This window comes from Sphingobacterium sp. GW821-FHT03E03 (assembly GCF_059420745.1).
Genome location: NZ_JBWKUH010000001.1, coordinates 335,291 through 357,148 on the forward strand (window position 1 = coordinate 335,291; position 21,858 = coordinate 357,148).

General features: G+C 37.9%; 19 protein-coding genes. 9 read left to right on the forward strand and 10 right to left on the reverse strand.

Features of this window, described 5'->3' with window-relative positions:
* Window positions 1–136 precede the first annotated feature (136 nt).
* On the reverse strand, window positions 137–904 hold the full coding sequence (locus tag AC07UV_RS01340; protein WP_495182448.1) for a hypothetical protein: 768 nt from the start codon (window positions 902–904) through the stop codon (window positions 137–139).
* Between the two features lie 45 nt (window positions 905–949).
* Window positions 950–1,675, reverse strand: a complete 726-nt coding sequence (locus AC07UV_RS01345; protein WP_495182449.1) for a hypothetical protein — start codon at window positions 1,673–1,675, stop codon at window positions 950–952.
* A gap of 408 nt (window positions 1,676–2,083) precedes the next feature.
* Here AC07UV_RS01345 and AC07UV_RS01350 point away from each other — a divergent pair, with 408 nt between their 5' ends.
* Window positions 2,084–2,719 carry a carbonic anhydrase family protein gene (locus AC07UV_RS01350; RefSeq protein WP_223582887.1) on the forward strand — a complete coding sequence of 212 codons (636 nt, stop codon included), beginning with the start codon at window positions 2,084–2,086 and terminating at the stop codon, window positions 2,717–2,719.
* Between the two features lie 159 nt (window positions 2,720–2,878).
* Here AC07UV_RS01350 and AC07UV_RS01355 read toward each other — a convergent pair whose 3' ends face one another.
* The gene (locus AC07UV_RS01355; RefSeq protein WP_495182450.1) at window positions 2,879–3,724 is read right to left on the reverse strand and encodes a DUF5694 domain-containing protein; all 846 of its coding nucleotides are present in this window, start codon (window positions 3,722–3,724) and stop codon (window positions 2,879–2,881) included.
* Window positions 3,725–3,885: 161 nt separating this feature from the next.
* On the opposite strand from AC07UV_RS01355, the gene AC07UV_RS01360 reads away from it, so the two are divergent.
* On the forward strand, window positions 3,886–5,157 hold the full coding sequence (locus tag AC07UV_RS01360; RefSeq protein WP_495182451.1) for a sialate O-acetylesterase: 1,272 nt from the start codon (window positions 3,886–3,888) through the stop codon (window positions 5,155–5,157).
* 513 nt (window positions 5,158–5,670) lie between these two features.
* Entirely contained in the window at window positions 5,671–6,069 is a 399-nt protein-coding gene (locus AC07UV_RS01365) for a DUF1801 domain-containing protein (RefSeq protein ID WP_223582884.1), read from the forward strand.
* Between the two features lie 356 nt (window positions 6,070–6,425).
* On the opposite strand, the gene AC07UV_RS01370 is transcribed toward AC07UV_RS01365, so the two are convergent.
* The 4 genes from AC07UV_RS01370 to AC07UV_RS01385 all read right to left on the reverse strand — a co-directional run bounded on the left by AC07UV_RS01370 (window position 6,426) and on the right by AC07UV_RS01385 (window position 10,638).
* Window positions 6,426–7,892, reverse strand: a complete 1,467-nt coding sequence (locus AC07UV_RS01370) for a sigma 54-interacting transcriptional regulator (RefSeq protein WP_495182452.1) — start codon at window positions 7,890–7,892, stop codon at window positions 6,426–6,428.
* A gap of 65 nt (window positions 7,893–7,957) precedes the next feature.
* Complete coding sequence (locus AC07UV_RS01375; protein ID WP_223582882.1) at window positions 7,958–9,079, reverse strand: vWA domain-containing protein; 1,122 nt, start codon at window positions 9,077–9,079, stop codon at window positions 7,958–7,960.
* A 129-nt stretch (window positions 9,080–9,208) separates the two neighbouring features.
* A complete protein-coding gene (locus AC07UV_RS01380; protein WP_282253795.1) occupies window positions 9,209–9,808 on the reverse strand; it encodes an NAD(P)H-dependent oxidoreductase in 600 nt (199 codons plus the stop codon).
* 74 nt (window positions 9,809–9,882) lie between these two features.
* Entirely contained in the window at window positions 9,883–10,638 is a 756-nt protein-coding gene (locus AC07UV_RS01385; protein ID WP_495182453.1) for a response regulator transcription factor, read from the reverse strand.
* A gap of 203 nt (window positions 10,639–10,841) precedes the next feature.
* On the opposite strand from AC07UV_RS01385, the gene AC07UV_RS01390 reads away from it, so the two are divergent.
* The 3 genes from AC07UV_RS01390 (at window position 10,842) to AC07UV_RS01400 (ending at window position 14,212) form a co-directional block, all read left to right on the forward strand.
* The gene (locus tag AC07UV_RS01390; RefSeq protein WP_346087331.1) at window positions 10,842–11,558 is read left to right on the forward strand and encodes a DUF3667 domain-containing protein; all 717 of its coding nucleotides are present in this window, start codon (window positions 10,842–10,844) and stop codon (window positions 11,556–11,558) included.
* A 212-nt stretch (window positions 11,559–11,770) separates the two neighbouring features.
* Window positions 11,771–13,357: a discoidin domain-containing protein gene (locus AC07UV_RS01395; protein ID WP_495182454.1), complete on the forward strand. Its 1,587-nt coding sequence runs from the start codon at window positions 11,771–11,773 to the stop codon at window positions 13,355–13,357.
* A gap of 282 nt (window positions 13,358–13,639) precedes the next feature.
* Window positions 13,640–14,212, forward strand: a complete 573-nt coding sequence (locus AC07UV_RS01400) for a hypothetical protein (RefSeq protein ID WP_495182455.1) — start codon at window positions 13,640–13,642, stop codon at window positions 14,210–14,212.
* 133 nt (window positions 14,213–14,345) lie between these two features.
* On the opposite strand, the gene AC07UV_RS01405 is transcribed toward AC07UV_RS01400, so the two are convergent.
* The 3 genes from AC07UV_RS01405 to AC07UV_RS01415 all read right to left on the reverse strand — a co-directional run bounded on the left by AC07UV_RS01405 (window position 14,346) and on the right by AC07UV_RS01415 (window position 16,120).
* The gene (locus AC07UV_RS01405) at window positions 14,346–14,771 is read right to left on the reverse strand and encodes a DUF3995 domain-containing protein (RefSeq protein ID WP_495182456.1); all 426 of its coding nucleotides are present in this window, start codon (window positions 14,769–14,771) and stop codon (window positions 14,346–14,348) included.
* Between the two features lie 308 nt (window positions 14,772–15,079).
* Window positions 15,080–15,475, reverse strand: a complete 396-nt coding sequence (locus tag AC07UV_RS01410) for a VOC family protein (protein ID WP_495182457.1) — start codon at window positions 15,473–15,475, stop codon at window positions 15,080–15,082.
* A 117-nt stretch (window positions 15,476–15,592) separates the two neighbouring features.
* Entirely contained in the window at window positions 15,593–16,120 is a 528-nt protein-coding gene (locus AC07UV_RS01415) for a hypothetical protein (RefSeq protein WP_495182458.1), read from the reverse strand.
* Window positions 16,121–16,664: 544 nt separating this feature from the next.
* Between AC07UV_RS01415 and AC07UV_RS01420 the strand changes: the two genes are divergently transcribed.
* The 3 genes from AC07UV_RS01420 to AC07UV_RS01430 all read left to right on the forward strand — a co-directional run bounded on the left by AC07UV_RS01420 (window position 16,665) and on the right by AC07UV_RS01430 (window position 21,849).
* Window positions 16,665–17,177, forward strand: coding sequence for a sigma-70 family RNA polymerase sigma factor (locus AC07UV_RS01420; protein ID WP_120257063.1), 513 nt, complete (start codon window positions 16,665–16,667; stop codon window positions 17,175–17,177).
* A 73-nt stretch (window positions 17,178–17,250) separates the two neighbouring features.
* Window positions 17,251–18,444, forward strand: coding sequence for a FecR family protein (locus AC07UV_RS01425; protein ID WP_495182459.1), 1,194 nt, complete (start codon window positions 17,251–17,253; stop codon window positions 18,442–18,444).
* A gap of 147 nt (window positions 18,445–18,591) precedes the next feature.
* Entirely contained in the window at window positions 18,592–21,849 is a 3,258-nt protein-coding gene (locus AC07UV_RS01430) for a SusC/RagA family TonB-linked outer membrane protein (protein WP_495182460.1), read from the forward strand.
* Window positions 21,850–21,858 lie beyond the last annotated feature (9 nt).

Consider the following 21,858-nt stretch of genomic DNA (forward strand, 5'->3'; position numbering starts at 1 on the left):
ATTATGCAATTTGGTAACCTAAAGACTACAGCAGTTGCGAAGACCATTTTCACAATAGTTATGGGGATATTGTTTAAGATTGCGAAAGTGTGATTTTCGGAAAATAACGGCAAAAATAGAATGGTTCATTCGACCATTAACATCCCATCGGGGTTTTAATAATAATTAATTTGGTTACTTTTTGTCCATTGTCTTTCCGCTTACCTACGATTCGTAAGAAATATCGACTTAGACTTATGGCACAAGGATATTCACGTGGAGAATTTGTTTTTTCCAAAAGTTTAAACCAATCCTCTCCACACTGCTCTTTTACTGTTTGTTTCAACTCATCCATCGAGACTTCGGGAAAAGTATTATAATCCTCTTCGGTGTATTTATCACCTACAAATTGCCCATTTGAATTTTGTTTTAACGACTTCCAGTTGGAATTAAAATGCTCCCAATCAATAAGATCACAGTGAGGCCCTTCATTCATAATGGTTACACTCGTTTCATACCGTTGCTCAATGTTCAAACCGATAAGTTGCTCGCTCGAAATGGAGATGGTACGTCCTTCAATGGTTTCTCCAACTTCAGCTTCGATCTCAGCAGTATCTTTTTGAATCCGTTCCATTTTTTCTGCATCAAAAATAGCCATGCCATTAATGACTACTACAAGTTCATTGAATTTTATTTTTGTAATTGTGTTAGATTCATTCGTATTGTGTACAGCGGATAGGTCCACGCTATCGCTACCTCCTAGCTGCATATTCTTATTTTCAGTCAGTAGAATTCCTGCAGTATCTTTCTTTTCGTCCCCAGTGATAACTGCATGTTGTGGATCAGTTCGGTTTTTTTGTTCTCTTTCGTTTCTACAGCTTAAAGCCATTAGCGCGAGTATAGTAAGCGTAATATTTTTCCACATGATAAAGTTATTTTAAAATCCAGAACGTCCACAATGAATGGTACTTTACTCGATATTTATCTTATTGTTTAACTCAGCAGTGTAATAAGTAAACTGCTTGCTTCTCTCATTGCCGACCTTTTTAAGTGTATAAGCTTTTACAATTATGGTATTCTGATCGATCCATCTAATATTTTCGACTGCCCAGTTTTCGGTTTGAAAACTACTGTTTTCGGAAAGACGAATCCGAAATGGAGTTCCTTTTCGCACGTCAAGAATTCCTATAAAACAGCTATTAGGTGCGTAAATCTCATTGTAGTAATATGCCAGAAACCGTGCGTCAGGAGATGGAATAGGAATTTCAACAGCACCATCACCTACCGAAGCAATCCTATGTTGGCAACCCTCAATGCTATCCAACAAAACCAAATCGCTAAAGCCCAAACTTTCAGCAACAGAATGGCTTATCAAAATATACATTTTCAGCTGTGGAAAATAGCGGTTATACTCCCAACCCCGGAATCCATCTCCTTGGCCTGCTGAGGAATCATACTTTTTAAATTTTAACTTACCTTTTCCTGTTGGAATCACAAAATTTTTCTTTTCAACTGCAGGCCTGATATCGATGACGGTATTGGCGCTGAATGCCTTTTCATAGTTTTCTGCTGCCGCGGTCTTGAAATTTATTTTAGGCAAGCTGTCGTACCGATCTCCATAGCCGACGGTCATATTTTTATCGGACTGCCCGTAAACAAGGCTTATGGAAAAAAGAATAATAAAAATCAATTTCATATTTATTTCTCGATTATGTGTAGCAAGAAAAGTTTTCTTGATACTATTTGTCAAGCAGATTTATAACTTCCTAAAAGAATTAAAAACCAATTCGATATAAAGGTAACTTACATAACAACAAAAGTTAAAGGCTATTTAATATTTGTTTATAGCTATTTATGATTCGCAGATTCATAAGCTTTTTTTGCTTCACGGTGACATGAGTCATTGTATCAGCAAATTTGAGGGCAATCTAGTATATATTAGGCTTCTATCTACCCGTTTAACAGATACCGAAAAAATAGTCCTACATGTGCTGTGCATTGCTTTGTACAGCCAGAAAATTCAAGGGAGAAGAAATTGGAGCTCTTTTTGCCATTAAAATTTAACGAATTTATCCTATCTTTAATATTCAAATATTTAAATTTTATGAAGGCACATACGTACGAAACACAATCGACAATTACTCCTGAAAAAGCATTAGACTTCTTAAAAGAAGGCAATCAACGCTTTGTCAATAATCTAAAAGCAAACCGGGATCTACTCGAACAGGTGAATGCTACTCGTGAGGGTCAATGGCCATTTGCTGTGGTGTTAAGCTGTATCGATAGCCGCACTTCTGCTGAACTTATATTTGACCAGGGTTTGGGTGATATTTTCAGTATCAGAATTGCAGGAAATTTTGTCAATCAAGATATTCTAGGCTCTATGGAATTTGGCTGTAATGTTGCTGGATCTAAACTGGTTGTCGTTTTAGGCCATACCAAATGTGGTGCTTTGAAAGGTGGATTGGATGCTGCACAAATCGAAAAAATGGGAATGGACAACTTGAACCATTTAGTTAATCATTTTGATCCTATTATCAATGAAGTGATTGATGAGAATGAAGAGCGTTCATCAAAAAATAGTGTATTGCTGGAGAAACTTAACCAACAGAATATTAAACATGCAATTAAAGATATTCGCAGACAAAGTTCAACACTTCGTAAACTTGAAGAAGAAGGTAAGATCAAGATTGTTGGTGCCAATTATGATGTTGAAACAGGAAGTGTAAATTGGTTATAAGCTTATTAAACAATGTGATTACTCTTTTGAGGATCAAAATTTGAGGACTTATTCAAAGAACTATACAGCATAACACGAAGACATGGGTTATGCTATAAATATAAAAAGGCCGTTTGGAAAGTATCCAAATGGCCTTAAATTACCTTGTATTCCTACTATTTATTTCAGATAATTTTCAATATCAACAAGCTGGTATTTAGGACTTCTCTGCATGAATTCATCCAAAAAAGCGCTATGGGTAGCTCCCATTATTATAAAAATTCGATCATCGTTATTGACTGGTATTTGGTTTAAATTGGAGAATATCCGCAGATTTCGTCTATAAAATTTGCTCGCTTCATCTGCCCCTTCGAAATTGCCTTTTGTACTGTTGTGAGTTAATATATCAGCATTTAGATTTATAAATTTTTGGAAAGTCGCTTTGCGATTAAATAGCTTCAATTTTTCTAGCACAGAAAGGTTTTCTGCGGCCATAAATTCTTTAAGAATATTGGCGTTGTATTTTTTTGAGGTTATACTGTCCACCTGATTTTCCAGTTCATTTCCTATATTATAGTTATAAGCTGCTGTCTGCTGCTCGTCGATACCATATATTTTGTTTACGCCAGTCATTTTACCAATTTCGTAAGCAATTAAGGCGATCTCCCCTCCATATTTTGGGGTATAATCTTTAATTTCCTTAAAACTCCTGTAGTCTGCGTTCAATTCCTCATTTTTGGTTGGAAGTACTTCCACACAAATTATTGTCGGTTTGAATTCCGCCAGCATCTTTGCTATTTTATAAGCCTCATTCTTATTTTTGTCATCCTTTTCATTAAATTTTACTTTATGTGCATCAGGTGTATATGTCATGTGAAAAGTCGCAAAATTTAAGACTTCAATTTTTTGCGCATAAACTTTTCCAAAAAAAATTCCAAAAAGCAATATGAGGATGATTTTTAAATTGATCCCTTTTGCTCTGTTAGATAATTGAATCAACTGTGCTGTGTTTTTCAGGCTTTTCATGTGTTAGTTTGTTCTTATTGATTCAAAAATATCACAGTTTGCTCGAATACAGGCTACACTTGGGTGTAGTTTTATAGGTGGGCCTAGGCGGAATAGCTTAGCTCATTATTTATGGCTAATGAAAGCTTCCAGAACAGCTTTAATATGCAAAAAGACAAATTATGAAAAAATTAATACCTTTGAGCACTATGCTGCAAGTAACCTGTGCGATTATACAACACGCTAATAAAATTCTGATTTGCCAACGCTCTGCGTCGATGAAGTTACCATTGAAATGGGAATTTCCGGGTGGGAAGATTGAAGCCGAAGAGTCTAAAGAAGACTGCCTACGCAGGGAGATCAAAGAGGAACTCAATATTGATATTACTATACATAAAGCGCTCACGGTGATAGAGCACCATTACGCCGAATTCTCGCTACAGCTCTATCCATTTGTATGCAGTCTGCATTCGGGTGAAGTGGATACACTGGAACATGCGCAAGCGATATGGGTAGATGCCGCTGAGCTAAAGCATTACGACTGGGCAGAAGCAGATCTGCCTATTGTGGATGAGTATTTAAACGGACAACAAGATAATAACAAACATATGGTACATTCTTTTCTGATGGTTGGCCAATCTAATATGGCTGGAAGAGGATTTTTAAATCAGGTTCCCCTACTTTTTGATGAAAGAATAAAAATGCTCCGCAACGGATGTTGGCAAACGATGTGGGAACCTATCAATTGCGACCGTCCAACGTCTGGAATCAGTCTTGCATCAAGCTTCGCCGCTGGCTGGCTGGAGAAGAATCCAGATCGTGAGATCGGACTTATTCCATGTGCTGATGGCGGAAGTAGTCTGGATGACTGGCGCACCGATGGTCCACTCTTCAAAAATGCTATTTTTCAGGCCAAACTAGCCATGGAAAACAGTTCCTTGGATGGCATACTCTGGCATCAGGGTGAAAATGACAGTTTAATGGGACGTTCAAAGCAATATGCTGAAAAATTGAAAAATATAGTCGATGCATTCCGAAATGCCTTGGAAGCGGCCGACATTCCTTTTATTTCGGGTGGCCTTGGCGACTTTTTACCATTGGGGCGCTACGGACAATACTTTCCTGAATCCCGCGAGGTGAATGAAGCTTTATTAGGTTTTACCGAAAATAGTGACAATTGTTATTTTGTGAGTGCTAGCAAGCTAAATTCCAATCCGGATGGATTGCATTTTGATGCGCCATCCCTGCGAAAATTTGGGCTGAGATATTTTCAGGCATTTTATCGGCAGACCAATATACTTGGTGCGCTGGACAATGAGGAAGAAACAGTCCAAAGATTAGAACGACGACCATTGACAGCAGCAGAAAAGAAAACGGTGCTGGAAATTAGGTATGCCTCAGGGCTGCTCTCGCAGGATGAATATGAGAAACAATCGCAACATTTAGAACGGTGATTTTGAGCAGAGGTTAGCCTATCTCAGGGCTCCATCCTCACAGTAATCTTCAATCGCTGGAGAAACATGGACTAATTATAGTTGCAGCATCTATTGTATTCCATGATTTCCTTCCAATTAGCGTGTCTTAGTATTGCTGCAATTTTATTGTTCTTTCCCAGAGGCTCAAAAATGACACTTTGCCCCCGTCGATTCCTTATCTTAGGTTATATATTCCCACAGAATATAGTTCTCTGTTTTCAATTCAAGGCCCTTCATTCTGGTTGTTTCGCCCTTATTAAAATCGAACGCATTGATATAACGGACCTCTGATTTTACATTTAGCTTTTTAGTCCAGATTTGATCAAGACCTTCTGTCGTCATAAACGTTTGATATACCTTAGAAATCGTACCTTTCGACCAGCAAGTCTTTAAACTTAGGAGTTTATTTTTTTAATCTAGAACTATAGCTGAATCAAAGAAAATTGAATAATTTTAGATGGTAAACAAAAGACCTAGGGACGATAAAAAATTATGGAAATAGAACAATATATCAGTACACTTTCGCAAACCGAACAACAAGCGATTAGTCAATTCCGAAAAGTAATATTAGAAAATGACAAAGCTGTTTCTGAAAGCTTTGGAAAATTCATGTCTAATCCCAATGCGATCAGTTATAATGAACAGGGTGTTTTCAAATATGGACTTACAGTTGCTAAAAACTATATTTCATTCCACTCGTTGGTGATGTATTCCAAGCCACAACTCATGGATGAGCTAAAATCAAAATTGCCCAAAGCCAAATTCCAAAAAGGCTGTATTAATTTTAAATCGTTGGATGAATTTCCGGAATCAATTTTGGTAGACCATATGCAGATATCCTCCAAAATAGATTTCAGTCCAGTAATAAACCGTTACCTGAAAAAGAAGTAAAACACATGCGAATTTATAGATTGACCAAAACTGGGGGATGTGCTCAGTTTGTCCTTTTATTTGATATATGATCTGAATGGGAAAAGAAGCGTATTGCCTATCCCTATTTGCCAACAAAAATGCATCAAATTTATCTTGGAGTAAACTATGATAAGGTCGACAGGTAAGTATGCAGCCAGCAGCCGAGAGAAATCAGGGACTAAATATTCTGCAAATTTCACTATCAATGGATTTATATTCGTTTGGAAAAACAGTCAAGGCTTATCTTTATTCCCTGCTATATATCCTACAAAGGATAAACACATAAAACAAAAAAGCTTCCCTCGAACTAACAGAGGGAAGTTTTTATCCGATTGTTATAGATTGTTTCTCAGATATCCTTGAAAGTTATCTTGAAACTGCAGGCCATTGCCTAACCTATATTTACTTAATTTGTTATTTAGCGCTAGCCCCCAAAGTACAAATTCGGTCAGGAAGTAGCGATCCTCTGTCTTGGTCTCTGGCTGATATTGTTGTATCAGCGTTTGGATAGGTGTCATTTGATCTAATAAGCTCTCATAATCCGCATCAGAGAGTTCATCGGACAGCTCAATACCTTCCGATTCCGAAAACCAACGAACGATATCATCATAGGGATAACGCTCGTTTTCCTTTTCCAGCTTCTCAATTTTGGGAAACAAGATCGGAAAGATACTTTTTACGGCATTTTCGATCAACTGCAACGCCACAGTAGCAGCCCCCTCCTGTTCACCTTCGTAAACCAGCTCCACCTTACCGGTTATAGCCGGTACAATACCCATAAAATCGCTCAAGCGCACCGCAGTCGCTTTTGTTTTATTTCTAAGCATGCGCAATTCAGCTGTACTTAACAGATTTTGAAATGCTGTAATGCTCATCCGTGCGCTGACACCACTTTTTTCATCAACATATTCGCTATTTCGGGCTTCAAAACTGATCTGCTCAATTAATTCACGAGCCAGCTCGGGAACATATATTCGCTCCTTCTGCGCAGCTTCCAAATTGGCCTCTTGGGCAGTAATTGCCTTTGCCACCTCAACAGATGCGGGGTAGTGTGTTAGTATCTGGGATCCTATCCGATCCTTCAACGGTGTCACAATACTTCCCCTATTGGTATAATCCTCTGGGTTTGCAGTGAACACAAACTGTACATCTAATGGTAGACGTAACTTAAATCCACGAATTTGAATATCTCCCTCCTGCAAGATATTAAAAAGGGCCACCTGAATCCTGGCTTGAAGATCGGGCAGCTCATTAATCACAAATATCGAACGGTTTGCCCGTGGAATCATGCCAAAATGAATCACACGATCGTCCGCATAACTCAACCGCAGATTAGCGGCTTTGATAGGATCTACATCACCGATTAAATCTGCTACGGTCACATCAGGAGTGGCAAGTTTCTCAGCAAAACGGTCGCTTCGATGAAGCCAACTTATCGGGGTGTCATCCCCGTTTTCCTTCAATAATTCCTGCGCGTAGCGCGATATAGGATTAAACGGGTCATCATTGATCTCCGAACCTTGTACCACAGGTACATATTCATCCAGCAGATTAATCATAAGCCTAGCCAGGCGTGTCTTTGCCTGACCACGAAGACCTAGAAAATTAATATTATGCTTGGAGAGAATGGCTCTTTCAAGTTCGGGAATAACTGTGTCCTCATAACCATGTACGCCGGTGAAAACGTTTTCGCCTTTGCTTATTTTTGTAATCAGATTCTGGCGCAATTCTTCTTTTATCGTCTTAGGTTTGTAACCTGATGTTTTCAATGCGCCAAATGTTGTAATCTTCGTATAATCCATATATTCCTAATGATGAGGCGCAAACGTTGCGCAAGATGATATCCTATTATCGATAAACGATGTGTTTATCGTATTCTTTTTTTGCGATTTTCTTCGTAATCTTCAAAAATCATTCCGCCCAAATCTCCAAGTCCTGTGTAGTATGCTTTGCCCTGGTTTGAAGCTGTAAATTCGTTGACAAATTGCTGCAGATAAGGATCTGAAGTGATCATAAAGGTGGTAATGGGTATCCCCAGCTTTCGGGCTTGTGCTGCCATGCTATAGCACTTGCTGGTAATAAAAGGATCCAAACCCATCGGATTCTTATAGTAAGTGCCATCCGGCATATTTAAACAACTCGGCTTTCCGTCAGTAATCATAAAGATCTGCTTATTGGCATGCCGTTTTCGTCTGAGTATATCCATCGCCAACTGAAGGCCAGCGACAGTATTGGTATGAAAAGGTCCTACTTGCAGATAAGGCAGATCTTTGATCGCTATCGGCCAGGCGTCGTTACCGAAGACAATGATGTCAAGGGAGTCTTTGGGATAACGTGTGATGATGAGCTCCGATAAGGCCATAGCCACTTTCTTCGCGGGTGTGATCCGGTCTTCCCCGTATAGAATCATACTATGGCTGATGTCAATCATCAATACCGTACTCATTTGCGATTTAAACTGCGTATCCTCTACAACCAGATCATTTTCTGATAAGCTAAACTCTCCTATCCCGTGATTGATCTGTGCATTTTTCAAGCTCTCGGTCAATACGATTTTCTCTAGGCTGTCTCCAAACTGAAAGCTTCTAAAATCGCCCATATTTTCGTCGCTTCGCCCCTGATGATTGGTTTTATGGTTACCTGACGATCCTTTTCGCATCTTTCCGAAAATCTGATCTAACGCATTCTGTCGCAAAGCTTTTTCCAGCTTGGAGGTAAGATCTACACCGCCATCACCACCAAAGCCCAATTTTTCTCGGATATATCCTTTGTTCTTGAGATCCGCAATGAAATCGTCGATCGTATATTCTGGAGTGGTCAATTTGAACTCTCTATCCAATTGACGCAGCCAATCAATAGCTTCATCAAAATCACCGGCAGTATGTGTAATCAGTTCTTTGAAAATATTAAATAATTTATCAAAAGGTGTCTGAAACGGCTCGGTATATTGTGTGAAGAGAAAGCCCCTATTTCGTTTCGTGCTGTCCATGCATTTGTTATATTAAGAATGAAGAAGCAATTTATCTATAGACATCGGAATCGCTTCATAGGATAAATTTACGAAATAATAATTCTTATAAAGAGCCGTATATTCAAAATTTCGCCCCGATTATGCCAATCACAACAACGGGTTAATGCTCATCTTTTTCACTAATTCATTGACTTGTTCCTGATGTTTTTCCCGCACATTGTCAATTGCCAAGGTGCCCCCTAGTATTAGCATTTCCTTGTGCTGAAAGCGTTTCCCTAACCTGTCCTCAAGCATAACTTTCTCCATGCTTTGGGCAATGCCGATTTCCTCTAAAAAGTTATTGGGATGACCTGCAGTACAGATGACTATTCCATATTTGACTATTTTCATTTTAGGCAAGTCTGGCTTTTGTCCATAGGCATAGCCAACCGAATATACCCGGTCAAACCAACCTTTCATCATTGCCGGACAATCGCTCCACCAGACCGGATAGAGAAAGATAATACAGTCAGCATTTTCAATTTTTTGCTGCTCTTCAATCACATCCCTAGGAACTGGCAGCGCTGTATCCGCATTCCCTTCTCTTTGGTATTCCGTTGCGGTCATAATACCCTGAAAATTATTTGCATATAAATCAGAAACTTCAACATTCCATTTTTGGGCTGCCAATATATTCTTCAGATGGGTGAATATCTCAAAAGTATAGGATTTCTCGCTCGGATGACTGTAAACAATTAAAATATTCATAATGATACGATTAGAATTACATTTTCTTTTGCGAATCTTGTCGTTTAATCAAAACGAGATTGGCAACGGAACACTCATAACAACCTATTATTCAAAGCAAAGGTCAAGGCCTCATTCATATTGCTTACGCCCAATTTTTCAAATAATTTCCGCCGATGAAATTTCACCGTATCTATTGAAATGAAGATCTTCTCGGAAGTTTCGTGGATAGTAAGTCCGCGATGATAATAACGTAATATTTCGATTTCACGTTCTGTGAGATTAATTTTTCTACGGGCGATCCATTTACCGGTCAATAGGTCAAGCTCCCACAATAAATCAGAATGAAGTTTTTCTATGGTGACATTTCCTGAAGATACATTTGAAGATAGAGATACGATACACATGGCCTTCCATATCTTTCCCTTCTCGGTTAGAAAAAACGGTGTTAACTTGTGATTGATCAAAATATATTTCTTATTTGCATCTTGTATTTGAAAATCATAGGATATAACGTGAAGCTTCCGCTCCTCCAATGGAATATTTTCATAGAAATTAAAGCCAGCATTGTTGATCTGAATGAGCATCTGAAAATCCGTCGCGGGGACATATTTTTGATAAAATCCGTATCCCATCTCAACAACCTGTTTTGAACTTAAACCTGCCAGAAACAACGGATTATCTGAAACAAATTCAAATGCTTTCGATTGATAATCTATCACATAGATACTTTGGTAAGTAATACGTGCGAAAGCTTTAACTATTTCTATATAATCTTTGGTCTGTTCTAAATCTTTTGCTGAAAGACTATCCACCGTATTTTTGGGTGAAAATAAATCGTTAACATCCATGTTCAAACTCTATACTTCAAAAATAAATAAAACTACACTCAGGTGTAGCTTTTATTATGATAATCTGTAATAATTTTGAGCAAAATAGAAATCAATAGGCAGCCAAAAATCTATTGACTACGTGGACAACAATTATCCCTAATCGGAGAGCTTTGGCGAACAACAAACCGAAACATATCATTACAGCCTTAATTACCTTAAAAATGACAAATTGCAAAAACTGTGAAACTAATATCATCTCCAATTTTTGTCCAAATTGTGGCCAGCCTGCGGTCCTAAAAAGGATAGATGCGCACTATATCGCCCATGAGATCGAACACGTCCTTCACTTCGAACGTGGCATTTTATATACTATTCGAGAACTAGTCACCACTCCGGGAAAAAATATACGGAATTACATTTCCGAAAATCGAAGTCGCTTGGTCAAACCTATTATTTTTATTATTGTCACATCACTGATCTACTCGATTGTAAGCCATTATTTTCATATCGAAGACAAATATATTAGTTACTATAATTCCCGACACTCCACTACAGGCACTATATTTATCTGGATCCAAACTCATTATGGTTATGCTAATATTATGATAGGGATATTTATTGCATTTTGGGCTAAACTATTTTTTAGAAAATATGGTTTCAATCTCTTTGAAATTATCATCCTGTTGTGTTTTACTTTGGGAATGACTATGTTAATATATTGTGTTTTTGCAATAATAGAAGGTATTACCCATATACATCTCATGATGTATGCTAGTAAAATTGCATTCATATACTGTGCTTGGGCAATGGGACAGTTTTTCGATCCCCCTAAAATAGCTAGCTATTTAAAAGCATTAGTCGCCCATATTTTAGGATTTATAATGTTTATAATAACGGCTTTTATTATTGGTTCGACGATAGATCTTATCTTTCATTGACAATAATAGTTTTCGGATCTATTTATAAAAGGGATAAATCACCTCCGTCTTATAACTTAATTTTTATCAACTGAATTAATAAATGTTACAAAACAATTATTAAAATCCATATATCAATCGATTGACTAAACAATATTGGATAAAAAATATAATTTTTTTTCTAGATAATAAGCTCAATGGTTTATATTCATTATTATACAATATAAACCATTATGAGAAAACTTTTAAATTTATTGATTGCCACCTTGGCTCTGGGTGTAGCGTCGTGTAATAAGACGCTCATCCCAACGGATGAAAACAGTGAAAATCTAAAACTAAAAGCATCCAGCGCGACGATTACGAATGAATGGCGCCAAAATCCGTACAAACTCAATGTCATTTACTTCGTGCCTAATGATGTCGATTCAATCCCTAACTTTAGAAAACGAATCAGTAGAATCCTTCTTGATGCACAGGAAATGTTTGCCTCGAATATGAACCGCGAAGGTTTTGGGCGCAAATCCTTCGGATTGGATCTGACAAATGACACCCTGATCAATATCCATTACATTGCCGGAAAATTTGGTAAGTCAACTTACCCCTATTCAGGTGGTAGCGGTGCTGTAAAGTCCGAAGTAGATGCCTATTTTGCACAGAACCCCACGTTCAAAAAAAGTGAGCATAACCTGATTATTATTCCTACTTATAATACCGATCCGGCCAATCCAGGGGGGCCGCCATTCTATGGTACTGGCACGACCTGTTATGCATTGGATTACATTAATCTGGATGCCAAAAACCTCGGGATAGGTGGAGATATTGGCTGGAAAGCGACAGTCTGGATAGGTGGAATGATTCATGAACTTGGCCACGGCTTAAATGCTAGCCATAACCGGATGAACAAGACATTGGCTCCGACTTTAGGTACTGCATTGATGGGGTCTGGTAATTCAACTTATGGAATCTCCACCACTTCATTGACAGCTACCACAGCAGCAACCTTTAATAACAGTCAAGTGTTTAGCACTGTGACAAGAAATGACTGGTATGGTGCGGCATCTGCGGAGATCACTTCATTATCCTCAAGCTACAGCAACGACAAAATCATTATTTCCGGAAAATTTACCACAACCAAACCTGTAAATGATATCGTCGTTTGGCATGACAGGGAACCTTTTGGTGGCAATAATGATTATGATGCAGTACAATGGGCGACAAAAATCATTGGCCAAGATAGCTTCAGATTCGAGTGCCCGCTGGCAGATTTTTATGATTTAAATGGAAATTATGAAATGCGTATCGGCTTTATGCATGTCAACGGAAGCCGCTCAACATTAGGTTATGCTTACAACTTTGTCAATAATGTTCCTGATCTCAGCAAAGTTGTCACTCATAAACTATTGCCAACAACAGGCTGGTCAATCTTAGGCAGTGACAGCAACGAATCTGGTGCTCCCGCAAGCAATGTGTTAGATATGAACAGAAGTACAATCTGGCATACACCATGGTCTTCAGCCCAAACACCACAACCTCACTTCTTCTCTGTGAATATGGGTGCTCTACGGTTGGTAAAAGGACTTGCATTTCGAAACCGCGATAATCTGAATGGAGCAATGAAAGATATTAATATTTATACCAGCACCAATGGTACAAGTTGGACCTTAATTAAATCTGCTCAGCTTAGCAAAGTTTCTGGTTCCTGGATCAATGTTAATCTTGATTCAACAATTAGCACGCGCTATCTTAAAATAGAGTCTGTGAATTCTTGGGGTGATTTCTTCTATTCACACCTTGCGGACTTTGGAGTCTTCTCTAATTAGTCTTCAATTCGCTTAAACCTATAGAGGGGTGTCCACAAAGGTCGGACACTCCTATTTTTTTTATTTCGTAACCGTCTACACTATCTTTTTCAAATATTCAATTCCTAGAGCACATTTTTGATTTTTGAACTGCTCCTTTTATTTATTCTAATATATTGGTATCGACCGCCAATATAGACCGATGACGATAAAACTGTCCCTTTAAATCTGGAATATGGATTTCAATCGATAAATCACTATTTTAGTTATTGTATGTCTTAATAAAATGATGAAAAGTTAATCATGGACCAAAAACAAGTAAAATACCCCGAGGAGAGTAAAACAAATTATATTAAAAATCAAATGACCGATCTTCAACTATTGGAATTCGAATTCGCAGAGAAAAGAATTCCAGCCACGATGCTTGTATTTATTCCGTTGTTAATATTTTTCACAGGTATCGATATCTTGTTAATAAGCAATTTGTATACTGTGAATGGTGATTTCAAATTACTGGCAGGTACATTCATTTGGACTTTCTTTCTTGTCACAGTCTATCGTAGTTTTCTCTGGAATCTGTTTGGCAATACAAAGGTTGAATTAAAAACATATGGACTAACGATCGAAAAAAAGGGGACATTCCTCACCAGACCACAGAAATATGATTTAAATAAGGTAAGAAATTTAAAATTGGTTGATTATAAGTTCAGTTTTTTAAATTTTCTTGTTTCCCGTGGTAGTTTGATCAATTTACAAACCTATGGCTGTATTACCTTCAGCTATGAGAATAAAGAAATAAATTTTGGCGGAAACATTTCGGGAGATAAGGCGCAGGAAATTGTTGAAATAATTCAAAAAAGAAAAGACCTACTATAGAGACCCTTCAACAAGGAAGCATATCCCCAAAAGAAATCGAATAGCTATTAAGGGCAAAATGTGCTCTGTGTAATTTAAAAATTATGGGCAAACAGATCATTAATACAAGGGCAGAAAAACAGGGCCGTATCCCTTATAATAAAACGGCTAAAAGTCCATTGGAAAGTGATAAAAACAAGGACAGGGGGCTATAGATGTAGGTATCCCGTGATGCAAATACCGACTGTCTATACTTCTTAAATATTCCAACATATTTCAGATCACCTATAAATCGCAAAAAGAAAATACCGCTAATCACATACATACCATAAAGAACATAGTGATTCTCGAAAGGAACCTTTACCACCCCTATGGCAGAGAGGTTTATCAATGCAAAAAATAATAATCCAATGGCGACAAGTAAAGTCCCCTGCCAACCAGGATTAAATAACCTTCTTCCATTCAAGTCCGTAGGTATGGTAGCACTAATCCCCCACTGACCTCCGAATACCCAAAAGAGATGAAGTAATGCTAGAAAAATAAAGATATTGGCAATTACTATTGATAATATAAATTCCATTCGATAAATATAAAATATTCTTTAGAATAGTTCCGTCTTTAAATACATACTGACCAAACATATAACAATGGTATCAGCTAGCCCCTGTCCTGTTATTGCATGAATTGATAGGATGAACTGCAAATGAGTGCCATTTTCCCATAGGCTAATTTGAACTCTTCCAGTAGACGGCTGTTATCTGTAGTTAGGTATCCGCTTTATAGATATCGTATAACCAAAGTGCATTTTTTTGAACCTTGCTGCACCACAATCATTAAGCTGGCCAGCAGTAACTCAAAAAAAGAAGCATTCATAACGCCAAATTTCGCCTACATCTTGAAGACATTAAACTTATGACCATCAGGGTCAGCAAAGACAAATCCATAATAGTTATTACCGAAACTGGTCGGTTTGGATACAATCGTTCCCCCAGCACTTTCAACTTCACTGGCCCATTGATCGGCCTGCTCTTTGCTTTCGGCGGAAAGCGTGAATATAATCTCATTGCTTATCTGTGAATCACCAAAATTGACATCTTTTACATTCGATTCCAGTATATTTTTTAGAAAAAAATGAATTATAAAATCATTTTCTCCAAAAAAGAAGCTGACCAGGTCGTTAGAAGAATGTGGATTATTGGGCTTAAATCCCAGTACTTCATAAAATTTCTGTGTGCGTTCTAGATTAGCAACCGCCAAATTGGCCCATATCTTTTTAGGTTTCATATCATCTTATTTTTGTACAGTATAAATTTAGTAGGTTTTTACCAGACTAAAGATTGCCATGTGGCAAGTTTTTGCATTTCTCTTGCTTTATCAAAAAAATGCACCTTTCCATGCCCTTTATATTTTCGCAAAAAAATTAAAGGTATGTTGAGCGATAAGGGATGGATTGGTAACTGATGATTCATTAAACCGATCTTCATACAATTCGATTTTTATCAATTTAACATCATTCGGTATTTTATACTTTTCATCTTTTGTAAAATTATAACCGCGTACATCTGCATTTTCCTTGCCCGGGATTTTCTTGATTTCAACAAAGTAGCGCAGTGTAATGGTATTACCATATTGTTCGCCTTTTTCGAAACGAATTTTTCTGACCCGACTCATCGAATGTCCACTGGAATGAATATTTCCTTGTATACGAAATTCTAGCGTTTCAGCTGTTTTGGAAAGCATAAAAATCTGGGGCGCGAGCCGCTCTGTTATTTCGTTACGGCTTGTAAAAGTATATGTTGTACCAGTTTCGGGATTCTCTTTTGCCACTCGTTTTGGTACGGTTTGAATAGCAGAAATCTGCAATTTCTGTGTATTGATTTTACAGGCAGCAAATGCTACAAAGGAAATTAAAACCAGAATCTGTTTCATCGCACTATTTTAATCATATTAGATATCAAAAATAGCTAAAGGTGTCCGACTAATATATCCCTGAAAATGGCGGTTTTTCTAGCTTTCAGACTAAAATTGATTCCTGATTTTTCGGCGGTGGATTAACCCAAATTCAATTAATGACATACACCTGCTGTTGAGAGCATTACAGTATGCTTGGAATTGAGCTTGCACCGATAAGAGTGAATGCAGTATGCATAGGAATAGTCAAAACAAATCTCCTAAGGCATCTACCTGAAGTGGAAGGAGGAAAATCCGCGCAGGTTTCAAAACTGGTGAAATAATTGTAGCCGATGTTGGAAGTTTCTTGGGATAAATACAAAACTTTTTTTGTTACAATTTTAGGGCAAACAAGATAAAAACAACAGCCGAATCATCCCACTAAAGCAAAAAAACAACGCTTAAAAATGTTCATTTCAATTATTTATTGACAAAAACAGCTCTGGTATCGCTTTGTATGAATTAAGCACATTGTTCCCAATATTTTTGTATAATAGCTATATTTTTAAAAAATAGCTAGGTAATGTTATCCATCGAATATTATTTTAAAACATATTTTCTACAGCTCTGTACGTTTGCCTTTCCATGGGTCAACTCGGAGGAAATAGCCAAGGATATTGTACAAGATGCTTTTATTGTCCTAATGGATAGACCAGAGCTGTTGGAGAAAGGAGAACGGGTTATAAAAAGTTTTCTCTACACCTCCGTAAAAAATATGGCAATGAACACCAAACGACGGGATATGGTATTTGATAAGATACGCAATTCCATCACCGTAGAAGAATCCGACAATCATAATATCCTGGACGATCTTATCAATTCCGAACTGATTGGCGCATTACACCGCGAACTTGACCAATTACCTGAAGGCTGTCAACGAATCTGCCGTTTAATCTACTTGGATGGCATGAAATATGACGAGGTAGCGCAGGAATTGGATGTGTCCGTCAACACCGTAAAAACCCAACGCATGCGTGCAATAAACCTTTTGAAAACCAAATTCCTAAATTTAATTTTAAACTTCCTTTTGTTTTAAAGATTATTCCTTTTTATTTTTTTTTATCCCGAGTCACCCTTTTTGATTCCTCAAGTTATTTAGTTATTGAATTATGATAGAAACCGATAAAATAGTATTGGCTGAATTGGCTTCATTACTCCTGAAAGATGGACAATTATCTACTGCACAGGAAAATGAGCTAAAACGTTTGTTGGAAAAATATCCCCAGGCAAAGGATAGTTTACGCCACCGTCTTGCGAATACGGATATCCAAGTTCCATTTGATTTACGCAGCACCGATCTAGATCAGGAGTGGGAAATTTTAAAAACCAAATATAATGAAAGAAAAATTGCTCCAAATTATCGTCGGTGGAATGGAAAATGGAAAACTACTATCGGAGTAGCTGCTGCACTACTATTACTCTTTACTTTTGTTTGGATCTGGAGATCCTATCTAAAACCTATCAATTATCTTATCCCAGATAAGGTCTATGGACAGAAAAATGATGTCCTTCCAGGGGAAAACGGTGCTATCCTGAAGATTAAAGGAAAAGAAGACATTAACTTAATGAATAAACAAGTCGATCAAAGCCTTTCTCAAGGTATCGAATTAAAAGATGGAAAATTACTATACTCACAGCTCAAAACCGAAGAGTCTAACCCGATACACACCTTAATTGTGCCCAAGAGATCTACTATAGCGATAACGCTAAGTGATGGTACACGTGTATGGGTGAATTCGGAATCAGAACTGATTTATAAAGCAAATTTCACTGAAAATGAACGGAAGGTAACATTAAAAGGTGAAGCTTATTTTGAAGTTGCCAAGGACAAAAAACGACCATTCATCATAGAGGCTAATGACCTTAGTATTCAAGCTATAGGAACAGCTTTTGATATCAATTCCTATAAGCCCAACGCCAAAGTACTATTAACAGAAGGACGCCTAAAAGTCAATGGACAAGAAAAAGAGATTTTTATAGATGCTGGAAATGGAGTAAAAATGGTTAACAGTCAATTGGTAGCCTTTCCTATACCAGATATGGAAGAAGCAACGGCATGGAAAGACGGCTATTTCTATTTCGATAATAAAAATATGCAGCAGATTCTCGATGAATTAAGCAGATGGTATGGTATCAACATTGAATCCAACGTTTCATTAGACAAAAGGCGTTACAAAGGAGGTATAAAAAGAGATGTGACCCTTGCAGAGGTCTGTAATCTACTGAAAGACCTTACCGGCTATCAGTTAACAATCGACAAAGAAAAATTAATCGTTAACAAACTGACTGACAAAAATAAATAAACTATCTAACTAAGAAAAGGAGGACTTATAATATGTAAGAAGATAAATACCTAAATATTGTATGAAAAAGAATGCAGAAGTACTCCAATACTCCTGCATCTAACTGAATTAACAACTGATCATAAACTATTAATTCTCTACCAAATTATGAATAATTTATTTTATTCAAAAGGAATTCTTTGTCCTATAGACAAAGGAAAAATTTTGAACAATCTAATCAAAATGAAACTGACAGGAATATTATTAGCAACATCCATGATGGGTGCCTATGCTTCAAGCTCTGCTCAGATTACACTGCACGCCAAAAATGCAAAGATTGAAACGGTCCTCAAAAACATCACCAAGCAGACAGGAGTACGTTTCATCTTTATGGAGGGCTTACTGAATAATGAAAAAGCAAATCTTGAAATAACAGATGCAACCCTGAATAAAACACTTGATCAGCTCTTTAAAAATAGCGCATTCTATTACATGGTACATCGTGGTACTGTCGTCATAAAACGGAAACAGGAAAATGTACCTGATGATCAATCAAGTAGCGAAATGCTGTATCAGCAACGAGCTATTAAAGGGAAAATACATGACACAAAAGGAAATCTATTAAATGCAGTCAGCATTTTGCTCAAAGGGACAAACATTGGAACCTCAACAAATGCTAGAGGTGAATTTCAACTTTCTCTCCCAAATGGGAATAGAGGTACGTTGATCTTCAGCGCGGTGGGTTTTAAGCAACTTGAACTTCCCATCAACAACAAAACTGAGCTCAATATCGTCATGGACAACGACGAAATTGGGCTTGAAGAGGTGGTGGTCGTTGGATTTTCAGAGGTCGATAAAAAGCACCTAGCCTCCTCCGTATCCCAAATGGATATGGAAAAAGTAAAAAACCGTCCAATCTATAAAATGCAGGATGCCTTTTCGGGAACAATTGCTGGTGTTACAATGATGCGAGGGAATAGCCTTCCTGGCAGTGTACCTGGCACCATTTCTATTCGTGGTATCAGTACATTACAAAATGCCGATCCTCTGGTCATCGTAGATGGAATGGAACAGAGTATCCACGATATCGATCCTAACCAAGTGAAAAGTATTACGGTACTTAAAGATGCGGCTTCAGCATCTATGTATGGCTCCCGCGGTGCCAATGGCGTTATCATCATCGAAACGGAGCGTGGACAAACTGGCCAATTCAAGGTTTTTACAAATAACTGGTATGCAATAAACAAACCGATAGATCTTCCAGAATTTGTTGGCGCAGTTGATTTTATGAAATTGCGAAATGAAACACTGATCCAACAAGGGCAACCAGCGATCTATTCTGATGAAACAATTGAACAATATGCGAGTGGAAAAATAAAAGGAGTTAACTGGCTGGATGAAATAATGGAACGCACCTCTACAGCAATCAACAACAACGCTAGTATTTCTGGTGGTGGAGGTGTAGGTACTTTTAACCTGATGTTGGGTCATATTAAGGAAAATGGCCTTAACAATATTGAAGGGACGCAAAAATTCTCGGCCAGATTCAACACAAATATCAATATTGCAGATAAATTTGTTTTGATGGCCGATTTTTACGCGCATCGTTTACAAGTCAATAGGCTGATGGCAAATGATGATGGTCACGGGCTCTATCAACAAGCCTGGCGCCTAAACCCAACACAACAGATCTACTATGATGTAGACAGGCCTGAACCATTCATTCTGCATAACAACATTAATCCGATAGCTTCGATTAAACATGGTGGTACCAAAAACTATATGCATGACCGTAGTACGATCAATCTCCGACCTAAATACAATATTAACAGTAACCTAAATATCGAAGGAAATGTATCATACATGATCAATAAATCTGCCGACAAACAAAAGCGATTAACCTATAAATTCTTTGATGAAAAAGGGGCGCCAATCAGCATATGGGGTAACGATGTGAATGCCTCACAGGGAGTAAGCGAGAGCCAACTAACTGCGCGAGCATTGGTAAATTACAATAAAGAACTACGTCAGGACAAAGACAAAATCTATCTCACCGCAGGTTCTGAGATCATGAGCTATACCTTCACCGATTTTAGAGAAATTAGCAAGGCTTCTTTTTTTGGTAAATTAAACTATTCATTTGATAACCGTTATATATTTGAATTAACAGGTCGTTCGGATGGAAGCAGTAAATTTGCACCGGGTCATCGCTGGGGATTCTTTCCATCAGGGGCCTTTGCATGGAACCTGCATAATGAACGCTTTTTCAAACCTATTCTCGAATCCGAGGCGATCAACAATATTAAAATCCGTGCCTCATACGGTTTAATTGGTAATGAAAATGTAGCCCCGTATCTGTGGCAGGAATCTGTCAATACTTGGGGATGGACAATGCGCGTTCCTAATTCTAATTTTTCATGGGAGAAACAAAAACAATGGAATCTTGGTCTCGATATGAATGCCTTCAAAAATAGACTTTCTTTAACAGCCGAGGTATACCATAAGAATTCGTATGATTTAATCTATGATCAATTTGCTGTTCCGCCCCTAACAGGCTCATACACCTTAGTCTCAGCAGTAAATATTGGTGCGGTAGAGAATAATGGCTGGGAAGTTTCGATAAACTGGTCTGACAAGAAAGATGATTTCTCCTATAAAGTCGGTGCGATGCTATTCAATAATCGCAATCGCATACTCAAGGCTGGCTATAATGAAAATGACCGCTTGATTTTCAAAGGCAATAATGATCAGATATGGTATAAAGGGATCCCAATCAATAATTATTATGGCTTTCAATCAAATGGCTACTTTCAGAATCAACAAGAAATTGATGAAACAGCAGCAAAAATGCCCAATTCTAGACCTGGTGATATCCGTTATGTCGATCAAAACCAGGATGGTCTCATTAACGACAATGACCGTGTTTATCTGGCGGATCCTCTTCCCTATTACAATTACGCTATCAATATTGACCTGCATTATAAACGCTGGGATTTTTCTGCGTTAGGTCAAGGTGTGGGTAAGAGAACTGGTAGGCTAGCTGGTCAGGAAGCCTATCCAGTTTATGTAGATGGAAACAGCAATGATCTAGGGGCGCCACGTGTTGAATATGTTGCCGACCATTGGAGTCCGGAAAATCCAAATAGCCGTTTCCCACGTTTATGGACAGGCTCTACGCCGAACACACTTTTGAGTAATGTATGGCTCAGCAATGCGGCCTATTTCCGTGTTAAATCACTTCAACTTGGATACACTTTTCCATCCATTGGTAAAAGTGTCAAAAACCTGCGGATTTATGTAAACGCCCAAGATGTATTCACCTTGACAAAGTGGGAAGGACTAGACCCTGAGCGGATCGGTAGTGGTAATGGAAATTACCCGCGGATGGCAACATACAGTTTTGGATTAAGTGCGAGCATTTTTTAATATCATAAC